Below are 21,334 nucleotides of genomic sequence, written 5' to 3'. Positions count from 1 at the left end.
TGAGTCGAGCGTTACAGAGAATTCAGGAATGCCAGCAACGCGGCGCGCTGCTGGGCATTGAAGGTCAAGACCTGTTGTTTCGCGCCTTCGGCTTCGCCGCCGTGCCAGAGCACCGCCTCCATCAGGTTGCGGGCGCGGCCGTCATGCAGGAACTGGGTGTGGCCGCTGACGGTTTCGGTAAGGCCGATGCCCCACAGCGGCGCGGTGCGCCAGTCGCGGCCACTGGCCTTGAACTCCGTGCGGTGGTCCGCCAGGCCTTCGCCCATGTCATGCAGCAGCAGGTCGCTGTAGGGGCGTATCACCTGGTTGGCCAGCTCGGGTTCGGCGGCGTTGGCCGCGGTGGTGAAACTTGGGGTATGGCAGGACTGGCAGCCGGCCTGGAAGAACAGGTTCTTGCCGGCCAGGACCTGGGGCGAGTCGACATCGCGACGTGCCGGCACCGCCAGGTTGCGGGTATAGAACAGCACCAGGCGCAGGATGTTGTCGCTGACCTCCGGCTCGCCATCCGGGCCGTTGCCATTGGGGGCCTGCCTGCAGGCGGTTTGCGCGTCGGTGCAGTCATCGAAAGGCCTCAGGCGAGTGGTCAGGCCCATATCACCAGAAAACGCGTGAACATTTTGTTGATTGAGGTTGGGTTGGCCGGCTTTCCAGCCAAAACGTCCGAGTACGGTCTTTTGCAGGGCGTCATCCCAGACCCAGTTGGGCCGGCCGGCGATGGCATTTTTATTCGCCGGCCTGGCATTGGCCAGGATCGCCTCTTCGGGAATGGCTTCCAGCAGCCCCAGGCCGATCATCGGTGGCGCCACCCGGGCGGAAAAACGCGTGTCCGGGTGCATAGGCCCGTAGCCCAGGTCGGTGATCTGCAGCTTGGGTTTGCGCAGCTCCACTTGGGTGCCGTCCTGGAAGCGTACCGGCAGGGGATCGTAGTCCACCCGTACCCGGCCTTCCGGAGCGACCCCGGGAATGGCCATGTCCTGCAACTGGCCGCCGTACACCGGCTCCGGAACGATGCCTGCCTGTTCGATGAGCCTGGCAAAGGCCGGATCGTCGGGGATCGACAGGCGCACCAGCATTGACACCGCGTTCAGCGCATCCGGCGCCGGGGGATGGCCGCGCCCGTCCTTGATGTGGCAGTTCTGGCAGGCGTTGGTGTTGAACAACGGGCCGAGGCCGTCGCGGGCGGTGGTGGTGGAGGGGGCGATGACCCAGGGGCTGCGGAAGAAACTGTTGCCGACGCTGAAGTCCAGGCGCCGGGTGGGTGGCAGGTTGGCCGACGGCAGGGAGAAGGCATTGCGATCGCTCTTGTTGACCGTGGTCGCGCCGCCCGCCCGGGCTTCTCCAGGTTCGGCCTGGGTAAAGCGCGGCGCGTCATCGCAGGCACTCAGGCTCAGGGCCATGAACAGAGCGGACCAGCGAAGCGGCAACGAGGGCATCGGACATCCTGCAAGACGAGCAAAACAAGGGCGCAAAGTCTAACAGGGCGGCCTGGATTGAATAAGAGGAATTATCGTTTGGTTTGACCCAGGACAAGCTGGACGGGGCGCAGGCAACGATGTTGTAGGTTGTGCAAACGGCTGCGGCGGGCACAAAAAAGGCGACCCGAGGGTCGCCTTTCTGCCTGGCGCAATGTGGATCAGAATTCGTGATCGGCGTTGTCCGGGTTCAGGTCGCTGATGCCCAGCTTGCCGGCGGCCTGCTCGATCGAGCCGGTCTGCTTGACCAGGGCGGCGATGGCGTCACGCACGATCTGGTTGCCGGACTCGTTGCCCGCCGCAATCAGCTGGTCGTAGTGCTCGCCCTTGTTGGCGTGGTCGACCATGACCTGGATCTTGGCTTCGGTGGCCGCCAGGTCGGCTTTCAGGGCCGCGTCGGCGGCCGGGTCGGCCTTGGCCACCAGGGACGACAGGCTGGCGCCGCTCATCTTGGTGCCGTCGGTACGGGTGTACTCGCCCAGGTAGACGTTGCGGATGCCCTTGGCGTCGTAGAAGTGCGAGTTGTGGGTGTTGTCGCTGAAGCAGTCCTGCTCGTCTTCAGGGGAGTTGGCTTCCAGGGAAACCTTCATCCGCTCGCCGGCCAGTTCACCCAGGGACAGGCTGCCCATGCCGAACAGCATCTTGCGCAGGCCGGTCTCGGCCGGCTCGGCTTCCAGGGTGGCGCGGTAGTTGTCGGCCACGTCCGGCTTCCAGTTGCCGACCATTTCTTCCAGGTCGTTGACCAGCAGTTGGGTCACGGCCTTCAGGTAGGCACGACGACGATCGTTATGGCCACCGGTGGCACCGGCACCTTCCAGGTAGTCCGAAGCAGGGCGGGCGCCGGCGCCAGGGCCGGTACCGTTGAGGTCCTGGCCCCAGAGCAGGAATTCGATGGCGTGGTAGCCTGTGGCGACGTTGGCCTCGGCACCGCCCAGCTCGTTCAGGCTGGCGAGTTTTTCCGGGGTGATGTCTTTCACGTCGACCTTGTCTTCGCCGACCTGGATCTCGGTGTTGGCGATGATGTTGGCGGTGGCACCTGGGTTGCCCAGTGCGTGCTCGTAGCTCTTGTCGACGTAGTCGATCAGGCCTTCGTCCAGGGGCCAGGCGTTCACCTGACCTTCCCAGTCATCGATGATGGTGTTGCCGAAGCGGAACACTTCGCTCTGCAGGTAAGGCACGCGAGCGGCGACCCAGGCAGCCTTGGCGGCTTTCAGGGTGTCGTCGTTGGGCTTGGCGAGGAAGGCATCGATGGCGGTCTGCAGGGTTTTCGCGGTGGATTCGGAGTCGCTGTATACGGCGAAGACCATGTCGGCGTAATGCGCGACCACGGCCTTGGCAGCCGCTTCGTCGACCTTGCCGGCTGCATCGGCCGCTGGGGTGGCAGTGCTGGTGGCCGGGGTCGGCGCTTGGGCGGCAGCCTTGTCGTCTTTGCCTTCGCCGCAGCCGGCGAGGGAAATTGCGATGGCCAACAGACTGGCGGTAGCCAGAGGCATACGAATCATGGCGAACATCCTGCTTCGAGAGGGGAGTGGACGGCGCGGGGGCGCGCAAAAGCTGCGACATAATGCGAAAGATTTGCATTATGTGTAAAGGGTTGTGCCTGGAAATATTTCTTATTCAACAGGGGATTGCGCTGGGTCAGGTTCGCCAGCGCCGTGCCTGGCTCAGAGGATTGCCGCATTGCTGCGCTGGGCCTGTTTCAGGTAGGCCCCCAGCTCCCGGGCGGGCAGGGGTTTGCTGTAGTGGTAGCCCTGACCTTCGTGGCAGCCTTCGGAGATGATGTAGGCCTCCTGCTCGGCAGTTTCCACGCCCTCGGCGATCACCTGCATGCCCAGGCTCTTACCCAGCTGGATGATCGCGCGCACGATGGTGGCATCGTCGTCGTCATCCAGCAGGTCCTGGACGAAGCTCTTGTCGATCTTGATCTTGTCCAGGGGCAGGCTCTTGAGGTAGCTCAGGGACGAGTAGCCAGTACCGAAGTCGTCGATGGCAATCAGGGCGCCGGAGCGGCGCAGGCTCAGCAGGTGTTGGGCGGCGGTGCTGATGTCTTCCATCAGGCCGGTTTCGGTGACTTCCAGCTCCAGGCTGCGGGGCGGCAGGCGGTAGATCTGCAACAGATTGTTGACCACCCGTGGCAACTCGGCGTGGTGCAGTTGCACGGTGGACAGGTTGACCGCCATGCGCAGGTCGCTGAAGCCCATGTCGTGCCATTCCCGCAGCTGGCGACAGGCCTGGTCCAGCACCCATTCGCCGATGGCGATGATGGTGCCGTTCTGTTCCGCCAGGGGAATGAACAGGTCTGGCGGCACCAGGCCATGCTCGGGGTGCTGCCAGCGGATCAGCGCTTCGACGCCCACCACACGGTGGTCGCGATAGCTGATCTGCGGTTGGTAGACGAGGAAGAACTGATCCCGGGCCAGGGCCTCGCGCAGGTCTTTTTCCAGCTCGCGGCGGCGACGCATCTCGCTGTCGACGCTGGCGATATAGAACTGATACCGATTGCGTGACCGGGTCTTGGCCAGGGTCATGGTCTGTTCGGCTTTTTGCAGGAGCTTTTCCGTGCTGTCGCCGTCTTCCGGGAACAGGGTGATACCAATGGTGGCACGCAGGCGGATTTCCTGGTGATCCAGGGCGAAGGTGGCCTCCAGGTCATCGAGGATGCTCTGGGCCAGTTCCGCAGCTTCGTAAGGCTGTTCGATATCGGCCTGGACCAGGGCGAACTGATCGCCCCCCAGGCGCGCCAGGGCGCCAAGCCGGCCGCTGTGGCCGCGCAGGCGGTCGGCCAGGGCCAGCAACAGCTGGTCGCCGGTCTGGTAGCTGAACTGTTCGTTGATGCCCTTGAAATCATCCAGGCCGACACAGAGCACCGCCACCCGGCGTTGCAGGCGCCCGGCGTCCACCAGGATCTTGTCCAGTTGCTGTTGCAACTGCTGGCGGTTTGGCAAGCCGGTGAGGAAGTCGTACTGGGCCATGCGCAACAGGCTGTTTTCCGCCTCGTGACGCAAGTGGGTGTTGCGTTCGATGGAGGCCAGCAACTGGTTGGCGGTATTGATCCAGATACCCAGCTCGTTCTTCTCGTGGCCCTTGAGCAGGGGCAACTGGTGTTCGCTGGGGCGGTCGGGGTTGATGGTGGTCAGGTGCTCGATGATTCGCGACAGCGGCTTGGTCAGCAGCCAGTGATAGACCAGGTACAGCACCAGGCCCATGGCCAGGGCCCGCAGGACTCCGGAAATGAAGATGATCACCGAACTGACGATGAAGCCCTGGCCATAAGTGGCGGTGTCGAGGGTGATGCTCAGGTCGCCGTAATATTCGCTGTAGGGGCCACGGCCCACCAATTGCGTAGTGAAGGTGCGTTCCTGACCGAGGATCAGGTCGGTCAGCCAGCGGCTGGAGGATTTCTGCAGGTCGCGGGATTTCTCCGCGAGCATGGTCTCGTTCGGGTGGCCAATGGAGGCCATGCGCACAGCGTCATCCTGGAACAGGCCTTCAATGACTTGCATGCCCATTTCCCGGTCCAGGCTGTAGACCGCCTGTGTCGATGGGTCGCGAAACATGTCGAGAATGCGCTGGGCATCGCTAGCTACCGCCTGCCGAGTCTTGTAGGCATCGAAGACGATCTGGGCGCAGCTCAGGACCACGCCCACTATGAGTGCCGACAGCAGCACAACCCGGAGCAACTTCACCGACAAGCTGTTTTTGAGTTCCAGCTTCAAAGGGCTATTCCTTGTTCCGTGCGTGTAGCGTCAAGTTGCCATGAGTATTGGCAATCCCGTGATGGCCGTCAAAGTGACATTAGTGCCGAGAACAGGATGTCTGCGGGCCAGGCCCGGGTGATCAGAATCAGGATTGCTCGTGCTGTGGATAGTGTGTCGGTAGCGACGCCTTGCAACTTGAGGGGCGGCGTTGTTTTTTACCTGCCATGAATCTTAGCGCTTCAGGTGGGCGGGACAAGATCCCGGCTTTGCCACAGGCAAAAAAAACCCGGCCAGGCCGGGTTTTTTACACTGCAAACGGACTTAAGCGACGAAGTTCTTGCCTTCGAACTGCTCAGCCACGAATTTCCAGTTGACCAGGTTCCAGAACGCTTCGACGTATTTTGGGCGAACGTTGCGGTAGTCGATGTAGTAGGCGTGTTCCCAGACGTCGCAGGTCAGCAGCGGGGTGTCGCCGCTGGTCAGCGGGTTGCCGGCGCCGATGGTGCTGGCCAGGGCCAGGGAACCGTCAGCCTTTTTCACCAGCCAGCCCCAGCCGGAACCGAAGGTGCCAACCGAAGTCTTGGTGAATTCTTCTTTGAACTTGTCGAACGAACCGAACGCAGCGTTGATGGCTTCAGCCAGGGCGCCGGTAGGTTGGCCGCCGGCGTTTGGCGCCAGGCAGTTCCAGTAGAAAGTGTGGTTCCAGACCTGGGCTGCGTTGTTGAAGATGCCGCCCGAAGAGGTTTTGACGATCTCTTCCAGAGTCTTGCCTTCGAACTCGGTGCCTGGCACCAGGTTGTTCAGGTTCACGACGTAGGTGTTGTGGTGCTTGTCGTGGTGGTATTCCAGGGTTTCCTTGGAAATGTGCGGCTGCAGAGCGTCGTGTGCATAGGGCAGCGGCGGCAATTCGAAAGCCATGATGATTCTCCTAATCAGGTCAGTTGCGGTGAGCGCAAGGCCGATCACGGGCGGCCAGACAAGCGCCGGGGAGTTTGTACTCTTTGCGGCGCAGGGTTCGGATCATAGCACCGGGGGTGCGGCTTAACCACGCAACAACTGTGTGGGATAGAGGTTCCAGAGCCTTTTGGAATAAGTCACGCGGCGCTGATCAACTGCAGGGCGACGCTGAACATCATCACCGCCACCAGCAGGTCGAGTATCCTCCAGGTGCTCGGGCGCGCCAGCCACGGAGCCAGCCAGGCGGCGCCCAGCGCCAGGGTGAAGAACCACAGCAGCGAAGCGCTCGCGGCCCCCACCACATAGGCGCCCGGTTCGGTCTGCTGAGCCCCCAGCGAGCCGATCAGCAGCACCGTATCCAGGTACACGTGGGGGTTGAGCAGGGTCACCGCCAGGGCGCTGAGCATCACCGCCCGCAGCGAACGCACGGTCTGTCCTTCGCCCTGCTGCAGGCTCTGTTTCGAGCAGGCCCGGCGCAATGCCTGGGCGCCATACCAGATCAGGAATGCCGCGCCGCCCCAGCGTGCCACCGCCAGCAGCATCGGGCTCTGGGTGAGCACGGTGGCCAGGCCGAACACGCCGGCCGCCACAAGCAACGCATCACAGGTGACGCAAAGCGCCGCCACCGGCAGGTGGTGCTCGCGGCGCAGGCTCTGGGCCAGGACGAAAGCGTTCTGAGTACCGATGGCCATGATCAGGCCGAAGGCCACCAACAGGCCATTCACATAGCTTTGCCACATGGTTATTGCTCCTCGCCGGCGGCCAGTTGTTGCAATACCTGCATGGCCCGCCCGGCATCCGCCTGGCCGACAAACAAGTGGTCGTGGTAGTAGCCGGCGATCACGTTGCAACTGATCCCGGCCTTGCCCAGGGCCCCGGCGAAGGCAGCGGTCAGGCCCACGGCTTCGAGCGCCGAATGCACGTTGAGGGTGATCCAGGCGGCTACATAGTCGAAGCCCAGGCCCAGGCGCTCGGCCTGCTGGCGCGGGAGAATCACGGTCAGGCCTTCGCGCTCGCGAAAACTGCCCAGCACTTCGCAGTCCTGCAGCAGGCTGCGGTCGGGGAGGGAGCAGAACACGTACTCGCCGTCATTGAGCTGCGGGCTCATGCTGCGCAGCAGGGTTGCGAGGGAGGTTTCACCGGCCATGAACGGAATCCTTGAACGAAGAGGCATTGCTGAGGCTTTACGCTGGCTATTTTCCCGGCCCAGGTTGTATAAGAAAAACCAATATTACTGATCTCTCATTAGGAAAACTGATGTTCGACTACAAGTTGCTCTCGGCCTTGGCCGCAGTGATCGAGCAGGCAGGGTTCGAGCGGGCGGCCCAGGTGCTGGGTTTGTCACAGTCGGCGATTTCCCAGCGGATCAAACTGCTGGAGGCCCGGGTCGGCCAGCCAGTGCTGGTGCGGGTGACGCCGCCGGCGCCGACGGAAATCGGCCGGCGCCTGCTCAACCATGTGCAGCAGGTGCGCCTGCTGGAGCGCGACCTGCAAAGCCTGGTGCCGGCCCTGGACGAGGAGGGCCTGCCGGAGCGCTTGCGCATCGCCCTCAACGCCGACAGCCTGGCCACCTGGTGGGCGGGCGCAGTGGGCGATTTTTGCGCCGAGCACCATCTGCTCCTGGACCTGGTGGTGGAAGACCAGACCGTCGGCCTCAAGCGCATGCGCGCCGGGGAAGTGGCGGCCTGCGTCTGTGCCAGCGAGCGCCCGGTGGCCGGGGCCCGCAGCCTGCTGCTGGGGGCCATGCGCTACCGGGCCATGGCCAGCCCGGAATTCATCGCTCGGCATTTTCCCCTGGGCGTGCGTGCCGAGCAGTTGCCGCGCACACCGGCGCTGGTGTTTGGCCCCGACGATTTCCTGCAGCATCGCTACCTGGCTTCCCTGGGCGTGGACGGTGCTTTCGAGCATCATCTGTGCCCGTCTTCCGAGGGCTTCATTCGCCTGACCGAGGCCGGCCTGGGCTGGGGGCTGGTGCCCGAGTTGCAGGTCCGCGAGCAGCTCGAGCGGGGCCTGCTGTTGGAACTGTTGCCGGATAAACCCATCGATGTGCCGCTGTACTGGCATCATTGGCGCAACGGCGGCCAATTGCTGGGGCTGCTCACCGAGCACCTGGCACGTTTGTCGGCACAATGGCTGGTGCCCTGGGAGCAGCCGTCAGCGTCAAGCGACAAGCTGCAAGTAGACAGCTTGCGCACTGATTTTTAACTTGCAGCTTGTAGCTCGTAGCTCGTCACTGCTTTCTTAGGAATATTTCATGAAGATTCTGGTTACCGGCGCAAGCGGCTTCATCGGCGGGCGCTTCGCCCGCTTTGCCCTTGAGCAGGGCCTGGAGGTGCGGGTCAATGGCCGTCGCGCCGAAGCCGTGGAGCATCTGGTGCGCCGTGGCGCTGAGTTCGTCCAGGGTGACCTGAGCGATGCCGATCTGGTGCGCGAGCTGTGCCGCGACGTCGACAGCGTGGTGCATTGCGCCGGTGCCGTGGGCTTGTGGGGGCGCTACCAGGACTTCCACCAGGGCAATGTGCTGGTCACCGAGAACGTGGTCGAAGCCTGCCTCAAGCAGCGGGTGCAGCGGCTGGTGCACCTGTCTTCGCCCTCGATCTACTTCGACGGCCGGGATCACCTGGGGTTGACCGAGGAACAAGTGCCCAAGCGCTTCCGGCATCCTTATGCGGCCACCAAGTACCTGGCCGAGCAAAAGGTCTTCGGCGCCCAGGAGTTCGGCCTTGAAGTGCTTGCCCTGCGCCCGCGCTTCGTCACCGGCGCCGGCGACATGAGCATCTTCCCGCGGCTGTTGAAGATGCAGCGCAAGGGCCGCCTGGCCATTGTCGGCAACGGCCTGAACAAGGTCGATTTCACCAGTGTGCACAACCTCAACGAGGCGTTGTTCAGCAGCCTGCACGCCAGCGGCTCGGCCTTGGGCAAGGCCTACAACATCAGCAACGGCACACCGGTGCCTTTGTGGGATGTGGTCAATTATGTGATGCGCCAGATGCAGGTGCCGCAAGTCACCCGTTATCGTTCCTTCGGCCTGGCCTATGGCGTGGCGGCGCTCAACGAAGGTTTCTGCAAGCTCTGGCCGGGGCGACCGGAGCCGACTCTGTCGCGCCTGGGAATGCAGGTCATGAACAAGAATTTCACCCTGGATATCAGCCGTGCCCGGCATTATCTCGGCTATGAGCCCAAGGTCAGCCTGTGGGCGGCCCTGGATGAGTTCTGCGCCTGGTGGAAAGCCCAGGACATAAGCTGAAACCAAAGACTGAACCGAGTTTGCCCGGCCCGGTCCATTGGCCGGGCGGATTAGCGGTTTATACTCGCCGCACTCAGCCACCACCGCGTTTCACAAAGGTTGCCCCATGCGTAACGATGCAAACGATGACTTCGACGACGTTCCCAGTCTGCGCGCCGATCCTCTCGACGACGATGTCTTCCCCACCACCAGCGCTGCCCGCGAGCGTACCTCCGTGCATTCGCGCGGCACGCCGGTAGTCAAGGTCAAGAGCCCCAGCACCGGCCCGCTCTGGGCATTGGTGGGCGCCTTGTTCTTTGCCTTCATCGGCCTTGCCTGGTGGAGCTTCCAGCAGATTTCGCTGATGGAACAGCAATTGGTGGCGACCCAGGAAAGCTTCGCCAGGATCAGTGAGGAAGCGGCCGGACGCCTGCAGGACATCTCCGGCAAGGTGGTGGCCAGCCAGACCAATGTCACCACGGACAGTGAAGCGCTGAAGCTGCAGATCAAGCAACTGGAGAGCCGCTTGCAGGACCAGAGCCGACAGCAGCAGGGCGTGGCGGGGCAGGCCACCGATCTGGACAAGCGCCTGGCGCAGATGAGCGCGCAGACCGCCGAACAGCAAGCAGCCAACAGCCAGTTGCAGGCTCAGGTGAAAGCCTTGAGCGGTGAACTGGCGAGCCTGAAAAGCGCCCAGATCGACAATGGCAAGGTCGATGCCCAGCTCAAGAGCCTGGGCGCCGACCTGGCCACGCTGAAGAAACAGGGCAATCCGAGCGCCGCCATCGAGCGTCTGGAACAGGACCTGATCGTGCTCAAGAGCCAGCAGGACAACCGTCCCGCCGCTGCGCAAAACGGTGCCAGCACTGCCGAGTTCGACGCCTTTCGCGGCCAGGTGACCCGCAACATCAACACGCTGCAAAGCCAGATCCAGAACCTGCAGCAGCAGATCAACACCCGCCCTTGATGGGGGCCGCCTTCCCACGCCTGGCGTGGGAAGGCGTCGGTTCACCCCCCGTGTGCTGAATGTTTCCGCATATCCTGCAGCCGTCTACGCTCTTCGAACGCCAACACGAACGAGGAGCGGGCGATGAGACTGTGGCTTGGAAATACCTGGGTGGGCTGGCTGCTGCTGTTGTGCTTGGGCCCGCTGCAGGCGGCGCCGTCGGTGGATGATGGCGCGGCGGCCCGGGCGCTGCTGGAAAAGGCCCTGGGCTACTACCACGATCAGGGCGACAAGGCATTCGCAGCCTTCAGCCGCCAGGGCGAGTTCGTCGACCACGACCGCTATGTGTTCGTGGTGGATACCCAAGGCGTGATGCTGGCCAGTGGCGGTCCCTCGTCGGCGTTGATTGGCCGTGATGTGTCGCAAGTCCTGGGGCCGGACTTGCGCAAGGCGTTCAAGCAAGCGTTGAAGACGCCCGAGGGCAATGGCATCCAGCAGGCCGAGTACCGCTGGCAGAACTGGGCCGACGGCAAGATCGAGCGCAAGCATGTGTATTTCCAGCGGGTCGGCGAACGCATCCTGGCGGTGGGTTACTACCAGCCCCGGGCGTCGGCCGAGCAGGCCAGGGCATTGCTGGAGAGGGCAGCCACGGCCTTGAGCACGGACCGCAACGGCACGCTCAAGGCGATCAACCAGTTGCAGGGCGGTTTTCTTGAGGACGATCTGTACGTGTTCGTGGTGGACATGGACAGCCGGCGCTACCTGGCCCATGGCACCAACCTGCGTTTGCTCAACACCGACTTCGCCAAGATCAGGGATCCCGAAGGCAAGCCGGTGGGCGAGCCGATGCTGGCGCTCATGGCTCGCGAGGATCAGGGCGAATACCAATACCGCTGGAAGAACCCGGTGACCGGCAAGGTGGAGGACAAGCATGCCTACCTGCGCAAGGTAGGGAATCTGCTGGTTGCGGTGGGCTACTACAGCCCTTGATCATGCTGCCCTGCAGCCGCTGCCGCAGGCTGCTTCAGCAAAGGCTGGAGCGCTTCGACCAAAGCGGCTACAGGAGCCCGGGGCGGGTTAACGCGCCTTGTCTTCACGACCGCGCAGCAGGCGATTGGGCATGGCGATCGCCGCTGCCAGCCCCAGCAGGGATACCCCGGCACTGACCAGCAACAGATGCTTGAAGGTCGTCAGCAACTCGGCTCGCAAGGCGTCCCGCGCCGGGCCGGGGGCGGCGTTCAGGCCTTCCAGCAGGGCATTGCCGGAGTGCCCTTCAACCATCAGCCCGGCGCCACCGAGATGGGCCAGGCTGGAATCCTGGAGCAAGGCCAGCAGCAACGCCGACATCAGCGCCACGCCCACCGCCCCGCCGAGGGCGCGGAACAGGTTGGTGGTGCTGGTGGCCACGCCGATATCCCGTTGCTCCACCGAGTTCTGCGTACCCACCAGGGAGGTGGGGAACTGCATGCCGCCAGCGATCCCGCAGAGCAGCATGAACAGGCCGCTGAGCAGCTCCGACTGCGGCGGCACCAGGGCCATGCCGAGGATCGACAGCGGCATCAGCAGCGCGCCACTGAGGATCATCGGCTTGTAGCGCCCGGTGACCGAGGTCAGGCGCCCGGCACAATAGGCGCCCATTGGCAGACCCATGGCCAGCGGCAGCAGGTGCAGGGCGGCACTGTCGGCCCCGGCGCCGGTGATGCTCTGGAAGCGCAGCGGCATCAGCACGATCAGGGAAATGGCCTGGAAGCTGGTGAAGAAGATCGTGCACCAGCACAGCAGCGCGTTGCGGTTGGTGAACAGGTGCATCGGCAGCAGGGGTTCCCGGGCCCGGCGCTCATACCAGACGAACAGTGCCAGGACGATGACCGCGATGGCCAGCAGATCGAGCACTTCGGCGCTGCGCCAGGAATAGCCCTGGCCTACCTGGGTGATACCCAGCAACAGGGCGGTCAGGCCAATGATCATCAGCACGGTGCCGAGGTAGTCGATGATCGGCTTGCGCTGGGGCACCGGCAGCCCGATCAGAGTGCGATGCGCCACCCACCAGGCGCCCAGGCCCAGAGGCAGGTTGATCAGGAACACCCAGCGCCAGGAAAGGAATTCGGTCATGTAGCCGCCCAGCACCGGGCCGGCGACGCTGGCCACTGCGTACATGCTGCTGAAGTAGCCCTGGTAGCGACCGCGCTCCCGAGGCGGAACTATGTCGCCAATAATGGCCTGGCTCACGGAGATCATGCCGCCGGCGCCGATACCCTGAAAAATCCGCGCCAGTACCAGTTGCTCCATGTTCTGTGCTATGCCGCAGAACAGCGAGGCCAGGGTGAACAGCCCCATGCCGAACAGCATCAAGCGGCGGCGGCCGTAGAGGTCGCCGAGCTTGCCGTAGATGGGCACTGCCACGGTCATCGCCACCATGTAGCCGGAGATCACCCAGGCCAGCAGGCCGACGTCCTTGAACTGGGCGGAAATGGCCGGCATGGAGACGGCGACGATGGTCTGGTCCAGGGCGCCGAGAAAGATCGCCAGCATCAGGGCGATCAGCACGCTGCGAATGGCCGGTTTGGGCGAGACGGGCTGTTGGAAGTGGGTCACGAAAGAACCTGCGGGCAGAGATTGACCCGGCGGAGCAAGGCCGGTGGAAGTGCGCTTCAGTGTACTAGATAGGAGCCTACTAGATAGCCATACAAGGAAGTCTCCGGGGATTTTTCATCTGGGCTTAACTGATGGGAACGATGCTCTGTGAAGACCTGGGCGGTCAGACGAAAACGCAGATTATTCGGCGGTAATTAGCTGGTAATGGGACGCATTCTGTATAGTGCCCGGCACTGGGCTGGTGCTCTGAACACCGGCCCGGTCAATGTCCATTGATGTTGCTGTTGCTTGCATTTCGCCCGGGCGTATTCGTTTATCGAAGAGCCCTGGCGGTTGTCTGATGGCTCGCCCGCTGGCGCCCCCGTCGCCCGTCACACTGAGGCCTGGACTGTAGTGATGAACAAGCCTGCCCTTGCGTCGATTCCGGTGTTCAAGCTCTATGGCGAGAGCCTGGACTGGCCTACCCCGGACCTGCTTCATTGCGAGCCCATCAGCCAGCGCAGCCGCGAGCACCATTGGGAAATCAAGCCCCATCGGCATGCCGACCTCTGCCAGTTGCTGTTTGTATACCGTGGGCAGGCGGAACTGGAGATCGAAGGCCAGCGTACCCTGCTGGACAAATCGATGGTCCAGGTCCTGCCGCCGCTGTCGGTCCATGGCTTCCGGTTTTCCGAAGACATAGAAGGTTATGTGGTGACGCTGGCAGCGCCGCTGGTAAGCCATCTGCAAACCCAACTGGGGCAGGGGCAAAATACCCTGGCCAGGCCCGAGGGATATCCGACGGGGGCAGACGAGGCGTACCTGAACGGTTTGTTCGCCGCCTTGCAGCAGGAGTACCAGGGGCAGCAGCCGGCTCGGGAAATGCTCATGCATGCGCTGGTCAGCATGATTGTGGTCTGGGTCGGGCGCCAGGCGTTGCAGCGCAGCAGTGCCAGCCGGCGTCCCCAGCGGGCCCGTGAGTATTTCAATGGCTTCATCCAGTTGGTGGAAGCCCATTACCGCGAGCATGTGAAGGTCGAGGACCTGGCCCACAAGCTGGGCATTTCCGTGTCGCACCTCAACGGCACCTGCCGTGAACTGGCAGGGCAGCCCGCGCTGCAGATCATGCACGAACGCCAGCTACTGGAAGCCAAGCGGCTGCTGACCTACACCGGGATGACCATCTACGAGATTTCCGCGGACCTGGGGTTTTCCGACCCCACCAACTTCACCCGGCTGTTCCGGCGCCGGGAGGGGATCTCGCCCAAGGTATTTCGCGACCGCCTGAAGGCCGATCAGGCCGGCGACGCCGATTCGCTGACGCTCACCTGAGGGCGTTCAAGGTGGCGTTGTGGGGCATGCAGCGCTCCAGGTTGCAACTGGCGTAGTTGCGCGGTTGCATGCGCGCCTGCTCCACGCGATAAGCGGCAGTACCGTATAGCGCCAGGGTCACGGTGCAGGTCATGAAGATGGCCAGGTACCTTCTTGTCTTGACGTTCATGGCAACGACCTCTGAACCCATACCCCTTTGGTTTAAAGGGGTACTGTTATCAGCATAGGTCAGTTGCGGGGGCTTGCCCGGCCTGTTTGGCAGGGTATTCAGCAGTTGGATCGAGCAGCCCGGCCAGCGCCGTGCATCTATCTACAAACCTTTGTCCCAGAGCGGTTGCTGGGGAAACCTGAGGACCAGGAAGTCGAGCATGCTGCGCAAGGTCGCCGGCATGTGCTTGCGCGAGGCATAGACCGCGTACATGTTCATCGTGCGCGGTTCGGCGTGGGGCAGCAGGCGTACCAGCTCTCCACGCTTGATGTACTCACCGGCCTGGTAGCTGGGCAGCATGGCGATCCCGGCGCCGGCCATGGTGGTGCGCAGCAGCGTGCTGGCCTCGTTGGCGCTGATGTTGCCCTGCACCGGTACCGATACCTGTTCGCCATCCTGTTCGAAATGCCACAGGCTCTTGCCGAAGTAGGAGTGGGTCAGGCAGTTGTGCCGGTTCAGTTCCTCCACCCGCTGGGGCGCGGGGTGCTCTCGCAGATAGGCCGGCGAGGCGCAGATCACCGAGCGGCAGACCGTCAGGCGCCGGGCGATCAGGTTCGGGTCCAGGTCATTGCTGGTACGGATCGCCAGGTCAATGCGTTCATCCACCAGGTTTACCGTGCGATCGAGCATCTGCAGGTCGATGCTGACCCCCGGGTAGCGCTTGACGTAGTCGGCCACGGCATCCGCCAGTTGCGACTGGCCGAACGAGGTACTGACGCTGATGCGCAGCAGGCCGCGGGGTGCATCGTCCGGCTCGCCAACCGCGGCCTGCATGTCGCTGGACAGCTCCAGCATCTGCCGGCAGCGGGGCAGGATCTCACCGCCGGCGGCGGTCAGGCTGAGCTTGCGCGTGGTTCGGTGCATCAGCCGGGCGCCGACCCAGTCCTCCAATTCCGCCAGATAACGTGACACCACCGGACGCGACAGGTCCAGGTGATCGGCGGCGGCCGACTGACTGCCCAGGTCGACGACGGTGACGAAGACCCGCATTGCTTGGAGACGATCCATGATTTGCCCGCTTTCAGAAACAAACTATGTTCAAGCATCGCATTTTTTGTAACGAGTCTGGCAACTAAGCTCTGTCCATCCCAACCCAGCCAACAGATGCCGGAGCTGCCCTCATGATCGGATTCACTTCACTCAAACGCTTGCTGCTGGCCACTGCCACCCTGGGCTTTGCCGCCCATGCCGCGGCCGCCGAGCCGACCCTGAGCCTGGATGTCTACAACCCGGGCGCCAACGCAATCTTCCCGGTGACCTCGGTGCTGGTCAGCGGCAAGAAGGACGCGATCCTGGTGGACGCCCAGTTCGGCAAGTCCCAGGCCCAGCAACTGGTGGACAAGATCCGCGCCAGCGGCAAGCACTTGACCACCATCTACATCAGCCATGGTGACCCGGACTACTACTTCGGCCTCGACACCCTGACCGCCGCCTTCCCCGACGCCAAGGTGGTGGCTTCGCAGCCGACCGTGGATCACATCAAGGCCACGGTGGACGGCAAGCTGGCGTTCTGGGGCCCGAAAATGGGTGCTGACGTACCGGCCAAGACCATCGTGCCGGGCGTGCTCAAGGGCCACAGCCTGACCCTGGAAGGGCAGAAGCTCGACGTCATTGGCCTGGACGGCAAGCAGCCGGACCGCAGCTTTGTATGGATCCCGTCGATCAAGGCGGTGGTCGGTGGCGTGGTGGTCGCGGAAAACATCCACGTGTGGATGGCCGACACCCAGACCCCGCAGTCCCATGCGGACTGGCTGGCTACCCTCAAGACCATCGACAGCCTGCAACCCAAGATCGTGATCCCCGGGCACTTCCTCGGTGACAGCGCGCGTTCCCTGGCCCCGGTGCACTTCACCGCGGACTACATCAAGGCCTTCGACGAGGAAACCGCCAAGGCCAAGGATTCCGCCGAGCTGATCGCGGCCATGAAAAAGCGTTACCCGGACCTGGGCGAGGACAGCTCCCTGGAGCTGAGCGCCAAGGTCGCCAAGGGCGAAATGAAGTGGTGAAAACGGTTTGACCCGCTCCCTTGTGGGGGCGGATGCCTCTGTACTCTCTTAGCCAACTGGAGACATGTCATGAGCAAGATCGCAATCATTGGTGCCACCGGCCGTGCCGGTAGCCAACTGCTGGAAGAAGCCCTGCGTCGCGGCCACAGCGTGACCGCCATCGCCCGCAACACGGCGAAGATCGGTTCGCGTGCCGGCGTGGTCAGCCGCGATGTGGATGTGGCCGACAGCGCCGCGCTGCAAGCGGCGGTGGCCGGTCACGATGTGGTGATCAGCGCGGCGCATTTTTCCAGCATCGCTGCCAATGCCATCATCGACCCGGTGAAAAAGGCCGGGGTCAAGCGCCTGCTGGTGGTAGGCGGTGCCGGTTCGCTGTTGCTGCCGGGTGGCAGCAAGGTCATCGATAGCCCGGGCTTCCCGGAGGAATACAAGGCCGAAGCCAGCGCCGGCGGGGTGTACCTGGAGACCCTGCGCAAGGAGCAGGACCTGGACTGGACCTTCCTTTCGCCATCGGCGGAGTTCGTCGAGGGTGAGCGTACCGGGCACTTCCGCCTGGGCCAGGACGACCTGCTGGTCAGCGCAGAGGGCCGTAGCTGGATCACTTTTGCCGACTACGCCATCGCCATGCTCGACGAGGTGGAAAAGCCGGCCCATAGCCGTCAGCGTTTCACCGTCGGCTACTGATCACTGGCCGATTGACCCGTTAGCCGCCTGTTGCAGGCGGCTAACGGGTTGTTCCGGCAAGCGTTGAAGGCCCCTCGCGGGGCTTTTCGCTGTCTGCCGGTATTTCAGCGCTGCCGGGCCTGTTCCACCAGCCAGTCCAGCAGTTCCTGCAGGGCCGGCGAAGGCCCCGGGCGCTCCGGGTACACCAGGTAATACGCCTGCCCTGTCGGCACCTTCAATTCAAAGGGCATGACCAGCCGCCCGGCACTCAGGTCATCGCCAATCAATGCCCAGTCGCCAATCGCCACGCCTGTGCCCTGGGAGGCCACGGACATCGCCAGGTCCAGGGTCTCGAAGTGCTGGCCCTTGCCCAGGGTGTCCAGGGGCGTGCCAGCGGCCTTGAGCCAGGTCTGCCAGTCCCGTTGATCATGGGAGGGGTGCAGCAGCAGGTGCTGTTGCAGGTCTCTGGGGCTCGTCAGCGGCACCGGGCCTTCCAGCAGGGGCCGGGAACAGACCGGAGTCAGCTGTTCATTGAACAGGTGTCGCGAGCCCAGGGTCGGTGCCGGTGGCGCGCCGTACATGACCGCGGCGTCGAACGGCTCGCGGCCGAAATCCACGCCATGGGCAATGGTGGTGGTCAGTTGCACCGGCACATCGGGGCGCTCCTTCTGCCACTGCAGCAACCGCGGCAGCAGCCAGCGCATCACGCAGGTCGGGGCCTTGAGCCGCAGGTTGCGCTTCTGGCCGCCGATCTCGTCCACCGCGCCATTGATCATTTCGAACACCTGCTGCACCCGTGGCAGCCATTCCAGCCCCTCGGCGGTGAGGCTCAGGCCCCGGGCCTGGCGCAGGAACAACGGATAGCCCAGGTGACTTTCCAGCCCGGCGATCTGCCGGCTCACCGCTCCCTGAGTGATGTGCAACTGCTCGGCGGCGCGAGTGAAGTTGCAGCACTGGGCGGTGATCAGAAAAGTGTGCAGCGCGGGTAAGGGAGGAAGGCGTTTCATGGCTGGCCGAGGCATGACGTGGGGACATGGCTAGTATGACTTTTTATCCATTGTTGCGGCTACAGGCCCACCGTTCCAATAGCCCCTCTATCGGCGCCCGCAGGCGTTTTCCAGCCTGTGGCCGACGTGCGGTTTTCCTCCAATAAGAAGGGCGATGAGATGGCGACGTGCGGTGAAGTACTGGTCAAGCTACTGGAAGGTTATGGCGTCGAGCAGGTGTTCGGCATTCCCGGGGTACACACCGTGGAGCTGTATCGCGGCCTGGCCCGTTCGCCCATCCATCATGTGACTCCGCGCCACGAGCAAGGCGCCGGCTTCATGGCCGACGGCTACGCCCGAACCAGCGGCAAACCCGGTGTGTGTTTCATCATCACCGGCCCCGGCATGACCAACATCACCACCGCCATGGGCCAGGCCTACGCCGATTCGATTCCCATGCTGGTGATCTCCAGCGTGCAGGCTCGTAGCCAGCTGGGGGGCGGGCGCGGCAAGCTCCACGAACTGCCCAACCAGAGTGCGCTGGTCAGTGGCGTGGCGGCGTTTTCCCACACCCTGATGTGTGCCGACGAGTTGCCAGCGGTGCTGGCCCGGGCCTTTGCCCTGTTCCAGGCCGGGCGCCCACGCCCCGTGCATATCGAGATTCCCCTCGATGTGCTGGTCCAGGACGCCGACCACCTGTTGACCAGCGAGCCGGTGCAGATCGCCCGCGCCGGCGCCGACCCGGCCGCTGTCGCGCAGATGAGCCAACTGCTGGCCAGTGCCAAGCGGCCGCTGATTCTCGCGGGCGGGGGCGCCATCGATGCCGCCTCGGCCCTGACCCGCCTGGCCGAGCTGTTGCAAGCGCCGGTGGCCCTGACCATCAATGCCAAGGGCATGCTGCCTTCGGCGCATCCGCTGCTGATCGGTTCCACCCAGTCCATGGTGGCGACCCGGGCCCTGGTGGCAGAGGCCGATGTGGTCTTGGCCATTGGCACCGAGCTGGCGGAAACCGATTACGACGTGACCTTCGCCGGTGGTTTCGAGATTCCCGCTACCCTGCTGCGTATCGATATCGATGCCGACCAGACCGTGCGCAACTATCCGCCGAAAGTGGCACTGGTGGCCGACGCCCGGATCGCTGCCGAAGCGCTGCTGGCGCAACTTGCCGGGCTGGAATTGGCAGCGCGTCGCAGCGACTGGGGCCAGGTCCGCGCCGCCGCCTTGCGCAGTGAGCTGAGCCAGCTCTGGGACGGCCCGACCCAGGCCCAGACCCTGTTTCTGCAGACCGTGGTCCAGGAACTGCCGGAGATTGTCCTGGTGGGCGACTCCACCCAGCCGGTGTACAGCGGCAACCTGACCTTCAACCCCGAGCAGCCACGACGCTGGTTCAACTCCTCCACCGGGTACGGCACCCTGGGTTATGCCTTGCCGGCGGCCATTGGCGCCTGGCTCGGCGGCGGTTCGCACGCCAGCCAGCGACGGCCGGTGGCCTGCCTGATCGGCGATGGCGGCTTGCAGTTCACCCTTTCGGAACTGGCCTGCGCGGTGGAGGCTCGCACCCCGATCATCGTCCTGCTGTGGAATAACCAGGGCTACGAAGAGATCAAGAAATACATGGTCAACCGCGCCATCGAGCCGGTGGGCGTCGACATCTACACCCCGGATTTCATTGCCGTGGCCAAGGGCCTGGGCTGCGCCGCCGAGCGCATCGACAGCGTCGAGCAACTGCGCGCGGCGCTGCGCTCGGCGGCGGATCGCCAGGGCCCGACCCTGATAGAGGTCGATCAGAACCGCTGGACCCAAGGAGTACAGGCATGAGCGCGCACCCCCTGTTGAACGGGCTGTACATCGACGGCCAATGGTTGGCGGGCAGCGAGCATCTGCAGGTGATCAACCCCAGCACCGAGGGCGTACTGGCCCAGGTTGCCGGTGGCGGTCCCGAGGCCGTGGAGCAGGCGCTGTGCGCTGCCAGCGCTGGCCTTGCGCGTTGGTCGCACAGCAGCGGGGCTGAACGTGCCGCGGTCCTGCGACGGATTGCGGCCGGGGTGGCCGAACGCCGGGAGCAACTGATGCACCTGCAGTCGAGCAACAACGGCAAGCCGCAATTCGAGGCCGCCATGGATGTGGACGATGTGATTGCCACCTTCGAGTACTACGCCGGGCTGGCCGAAGGCCTGGATGCCGCTCAGGACGCCAACGTGGCACTGCCCAGCGAGGCCTTCAGTGCCCGCCTGCGCCGCGAGCCCTGTGGCATCGTCGGGCTGATCGTGCCGTGGAACTTCCCCATGGTCACCACCGCCTGGAAGCTCGCTCCGGCCCTGGCTGCGGGTTGCAGCGTGGTACTCAAGCCTTCCGAAGTCACCCCTTTGCCGGAACTGGAACTGGCGGCAATCATCGCCGGCAGCGGCTTGCCCCGGGGCGTGTTCAACCTGGTCTGCGGCACCGGCCTGGCAGTGGGCGCGCCCCTGGCAGCCGACCCGCGAGTGGCGAAAATCTCCTTCACCGGCAGCAACGCCGTGGGGGTCCAGGTGATGCAACGCGCGGCGGAAACCGTCAAGGGCGTGAGCCTGGAGCTGGGGGGCAAGTCGTCGTTGCTGGTGCTGGCGGATGCCGATCTGGATCTGGCGGTGGAGCTGGCCTGTGGCGGCGGCTTCTTCAACGCCGGGCAGATGTGCTCGGCCACCAGCCGGGTGCTGGTGGCCGATGAGTTGGCCGATGAGTTCCTGTTGCGCCTCAAGGCCCGGGCCGAAGCCATTCGTGTGGCCGACCCGTTCGACCCCGAGGTGGAAATGGGCGCGCTGGTCAATCAGGTGCAATACCGGCGGGTGCAGGCCCATATCGAGGAAGGTTTGAATGTGGGGGCCAAGCTGGTCTGCGGCGGTGGCCGCCCGGCCGGCTTGCAGCAGGGGTATTTCATCCAGCCCACGGTGTTCACCGAGGTGCCGCTGGACAGTGCGCTATGGCGTGAGGAGATCTTTGGCCCGGTGCTCTGCGTGCGCAGTTTCAGCAACGAGCAGCAGGCCATCGAAATGGCCAATGACAGCGAGTTCGGCCTGGTGGCCAGCGTAGTGGGAGCGGATGCAGCGCATGCCGAGCAAGTGGCCAATGCCCTGCAGGCCGGTCTGGTGTGGATCAATGCGCCACAGGTGATCTTTCCCCAGACGGCGTGGGGCGGCTACAAGCAGAGCAGCATCGGTCGTGAACTGGGGCCCTGGGGGCTACAGGCCTTTCAGGAAATCAAGCATGTGATCCGCGCTCGTTAGGCA

General features: G+C 63.9%; 19 protein-coding genes. 9 read left to right on the top strand and 10 right to left on the bottom strand.

The window, feature by feature from the left end:
* Nucleotides 1-11 precede the first annotated feature (11 nt).
* From A9971_RS22825 to A9971_RS22800, 6 genes are all read right to left on the bottom strand, one after another.
* Nucleotides 12-1,433, bottom strand: a complete 1,422-nt coding sequence (locus tag A9971_RS22825; protein ID WP_183000025.1) for a di-heme oxidoredictase family protein — start codon at nucleotides 1,431-1,433, stop codon at nucleotides 12-14.
* Between the two features lie 200 nt (nucleotides 1,434-1,633).
* Nucleotides 1,634-2,974: an imelysin family protein gene (locus tag A9971_RS22820; protein WP_011063082.1), complete on the bottom strand. Its 1,341-nt coding sequence runs from the start codon at nucleotides 2,972-2,974 to the stop codon at nucleotides 1,634-1,636.
* Nucleotides 2,975-3,136: 162 nt separating this feature from the next.
* Nucleotides 3,137-5,188: a bifunctional diguanylate cyclase/phosphodiesterase gene (locus A9971_RS22815; protein WP_011063081.1), complete on the bottom strand. Its 2,052-nt coding sequence runs from the start codon at nucleotides 5,186-5,188 to the stop codon at nucleotides 3,137-3,139.
* Nucleotides 5,189-5,491: 303 nt separating this feature from the next.
* Nucleotides 5,492-6,088: a superoxide dismutase gene (locus A9971_RS22810; protein ID WP_011063080.1), complete on the bottom strand. Its 597-nt coding sequence runs from the start codon at nucleotides 6,086-6,088 to the stop codon at nucleotides 5,492-5,494.
* 176 nt (nucleotides 6,089-6,264) lie between these two features.
* Complete coding sequence (locus tag A9971_RS22805) at nucleotides 6,265-6,867, bottom strand: LysE/ArgO family amino acid transporter (RefSeq protein ID WP_011063079.1); 603 nt, start codon at nucleotides 6,865-6,867, stop codon at nucleotides 6,265-6,267.
* Between the two features lie 2 nt (nucleotides 6,868-6,869).
* The gene (locus A9971_RS22800; RefSeq protein WP_011063078.1) at nucleotides 6,870-7,274 is read right to left on the bottom strand and encodes an ACT domain-containing protein; all 405 of its coding nucleotides are present in this window, start codon (nucleotides 7,272-7,274) and stop codon (nucleotides 6,870-6,872) included.
* A 110-nt stretch (nucleotides 7,275-7,384) separates the two neighbouring features.
* On the opposite strand from A9971_RS22800, the gene A9971_RS22795 reads away from it, so the two are divergent.
* The 4 genes from A9971_RS22795 (at nucleotide 7,385) to A9971_RS22780 (ending at nucleotide 11,289) form a co-directional block, all read left to right on the top strand.
* Nucleotides 7,385-8,332 (top strand): LysR family transcriptional regulator ArgP, encoded by a 948-nt coding sequence (locus A9971_RS22795; protein ID WP_183000024.1) that lies wholly within the window; start codon nucleotides 7,385-7,387, stop codon nucleotides 8,330-8,332.
* A gap of 49 nt (nucleotides 8,333-8,381) precedes the next feature.
* Nucleotides 8,382-9,374 carry an NAD(P)-dependent oxidoreductase gene (locus tag A9971_RS22790; protein ID WP_011063076.1) on the top strand — a complete coding sequence of 331 codons (993 nt, stop codon included), beginning with the start codon at nucleotides 8,382-8,384 and terminating at the stop codon, nucleotides 9,372-9,374.
* A 106-nt stretch (nucleotides 9,375-9,480) separates the two neighbouring features.
* On the top strand, nucleotides 9,481-10,320 hold the full coding sequence (locus tag A9971_RS22785; protein WP_015636799.1) for a hypothetical protein: 840 nt from the start codon (nucleotides 9,481-9,483) through the stop codon (nucleotides 10,318-10,320).
* Nucleotides 10,321-10,443: 123 nt separating this feature from the next.
* Nucleotides 10,444-11,289, top strand: coding sequence for a cache domain-containing protein (locus A9971_RS22780; protein ID WP_015636798.1), 846 nt, complete (start codon nucleotides 10,444-10,446; stop codon nucleotides 11,287-11,289).
* Nucleotides 11,290-11,376: 87 nt separating this feature from the next.
* Here A9971_RS22780 and A9971_RS22775 read toward each other — a convergent pair whose 3' ends face one another.
* Entirely contained in the window at nucleotides 11,377-12,894 is a 1,518-nt protein-coding gene (locus A9971_RS22775) for an MDR family MFS transporter (RefSeq protein WP_183000023.1), read from the bottom strand.
* A gap of 396 nt (nucleotides 12,895-13,290) precedes the next feature.
* Between A9971_RS22775 and A9971_RS22770 the strand changes: the two genes are divergently transcribed.
* The gene (locus A9971_RS22770) at nucleotides 13,291-14,205 is read left to right on the top strand and encodes a helix-turn-helix domain-containing protein (protein ID WP_011063072.1); all 915 of its coding nucleotides are present in this window, start codon (nucleotides 13,291-13,293) and stop codon (nucleotides 14,203-14,205) included.
* Here A9971_RS22770 and A9971_RS22765 read toward each other — a convergent pair.
* Both A9971_RS22765 and A9971_RS22760 read right to left on the bottom strand, forming a co-directional pair.
* Entirely contained in the window at nucleotides 14,198-14,374 is a 177-nt protein-coding gene (locus A9971_RS22765) for a hypothetical protein (protein ID WP_015636796.1), read from the bottom strand. The two genes, A9971_RS22770 and A9971_RS22765, sit on opposite strands and share 8 nt — an antisense overlap.
* A gap of 141 nt (nucleotides 14,375-14,515) precedes the next feature.
* Nucleotides 14,516-15,421, bottom strand: a complete 906-nt coding sequence (locus tag A9971_RS22760) for a LysR family transcriptional regulator (RefSeq protein ID WP_169891994.1) — start codon at nucleotides 15,419-15,421, stop codon at nucleotides 14,516-14,518.
* Nucleotides 15,422-15,534: 113 nt separating this feature from the next.
* On the opposite strand from A9971_RS22760, the gene A9971_RS22755 reads away from it, so the two are divergent.
* Nucleotides 15,535-16,419, top strand: a complete 885-nt coding sequence (locus A9971_RS22755; protein ID WP_169891996.1) for an MBL fold metallo-hydrolase — start codon at nucleotides 15,535-15,537, stop codon at nucleotides 16,417-16,419.
* A gap of 69 nt (nucleotides 16,420-16,488) precedes the next feature.
* Nucleotides 16,489-17,103, top strand: coding sequence for an NAD(P)-dependent oxidoreductase (locus A9971_RS22750; protein ID WP_011063068.1), 615 nt, complete (start codon nucleotides 16,489-16,491; stop codon nucleotides 17,101-17,103).
* Nucleotides 17,104-17,207: 104 nt separating this feature from the next.
* On the opposite strand, the gene A9971_RS22745 is transcribed toward A9971_RS22750, so the two are convergent.
* Nucleotides 17,208-18,089, bottom strand: coding sequence for a LysR substrate-binding domain-containing protein (locus A9971_RS22745; RefSeq protein ID WP_011063067.1), 882 nt, complete (start codon nucleotides 18,087-18,089; stop codon nucleotides 17,208-17,210).
* A 159-nt stretch (nucleotides 18,090-18,248) separates the two neighbouring features.
* Here A9971_RS22745 and A9971_RS22740 point away from each other — a divergent pair, with 159 nt between their 5' ends.
* Entirely contained in the window at nucleotides 18,249-19,886 is a 1,638-nt protein-coding gene (locus A9971_RS22740; protein ID WP_183000022.1) for a 5-guanidino-2-oxopentanoate decarboxylase, read from the top strand.
* Nucleotides 19,883-21,331, top strand: a complete 1,449-nt coding sequence (locus tag A9971_RS22735) for an aldehyde dehydrogenase family protein (RefSeq protein ID WP_125062112.1) — start codon at nucleotides 19,883-19,885, stop codon at nucleotides 21,329-21,331. Before A9971_RS22740 ends, A9971_RS22735 begins: the two co-directional genes overlap by 4 nt.
* The last annotated feature ends 3 nt before the right edge of the window (nucleotides 21,332-21,334 follow it).

The sequence above is a fragment of the Pseudomonas sp. UME65 genome, from assembly GCF_014170225.1.
GTDB lineage: Bacteria > Pseudomonadota > Gammaproteobacteria > Pseudomonadales > Pseudomonadaceae > Aquipseudomonas > Aquipseudomonas protegens.
Note: the sequence above shows the minus strand (reverse complement) of the source record. Positions and strands in the feature narration are given on the sequence as shown.

Excerpts from the sequence above, each read along its gene's own strand:
- A9971_RS22780 (WP_015636798.1), top strand. The coding sequence starts at position 10,444 with ATGAGACTGTGGCTTGGAAATACCTGGGTGGGCTGGCTGCTGCTGTTG.
- A9971_RS22795 (WP_183000024.1), top strand. The coding sequence starts at position 7,385 with ATGTTCGACTACAAGTTGCTCTCGGCCTTGGCCGCAGTGATCGAGCAG.
- A9971_RS22755 (WP_169891996.1), top strand. The coding sequence starts at position 15,535 with ATGATCGGATTCACTTCACTCAAACGCTTGCTGCTGGCCACTGCCACC.
- A9971_RS22825 (WP_183000025.1), bottom strand. The coding sequence starts at position 1,433 with ATGCCCTCGTTGCCGCTTCGCTGGTCCGCTCTGTTCATGGCCCTGAGC.
- A9971_RS22790 (WP_011063076.1), top strand. The coding sequence starts at position 8,382 with ATGAAGATTCTGGTTACCGGCGCAAGCGGCTTCATCGGCGGGCGCTTC.
- A9971_RS22750 (WP_011063068.1), top strand. The coding sequence starts at position 16,489 with ATGAGCAAGATCGCAATCATTGGTGCCACCGGCCGTGCCGGTAGCCAA.
- A9971_RS22745 (WP_011063067.1), bottom strand. The coding sequence starts at position 18,089 with ATGAAACGCCTTCCTCCCTTACCCGCGCTGCACACTTTTCTGATCACC.
- A9971_RS22735 (WP_125062112.1), top strand. The coding sequence starts at position 19,883 with ATGAGCGCGCACCCCCTGTTGAACGGGCTGTACATCGACGGCCAATGG.
- A9971_RS22760 (WP_169891994.1), bottom strand. The coding sequence starts at position 15,421 with ATGGATCGTCTCCAAGCAATGCGGGTCTTCGTCACCGTCGTCGACCTG.
- A9971_RS22820 (WP_011063082.1), bottom strand. The coding sequence starts at position 2,974 with ATGATTCGTATGCCTCTGGCTACCGCCAGTCTGTTGGCCATCGCAATT.
- A9971_RS22805 (WP_011063079.1), bottom strand. The coding sequence starts at position 6,867 with ATGTGGCAAAGCTATGTGAATGGCCTGTTGGTGGCCTTCGGCCTGATC.
- A9971_RS22770 (WP_011063072.1), top strand. The coding sequence starts at position 13,291 with ATGAACAAGCCTGCCCTTGCGTCGATTCCGGTGTTCAAGCTCTATGGC.
- A9971_RS22740 (WP_183000022.1), top strand. The coding sequence starts at position 18,249 with ATGGCGACGTGCGGTGAAGTACTGGTCAAGCTACTGGAAGGTTATGGC.
- A9971_RS22765 (WP_015636796.1), bottom strand. The coding sequence starts at position 14,374 with ATGAACGTCAAGACAAGAAGGTACCTGGCCATCTTCATGACCTGCACC.
- A9971_RS22810 (WP_011063080.1), bottom strand. The coding sequence starts at position 6,088 with ATGGCTTTCGAATTGCCGCCGCTGCCCTATGCACACGACGCTCTGCAG.
- A9971_RS22785 (WP_015636799.1), top strand. The coding sequence starts at position 9,481 with ATGCGTAACGATGCAAACGATGACTTCGACGACGTTCCCAGTCTGCGC.
- A9971_RS22800 (WP_011063078.1), bottom strand. The coding sequence starts at position 7,274 with ATGGCCGGTGAAACCTCCCTCGCAACCCTGCTGCGCAGCATGAGCCCG.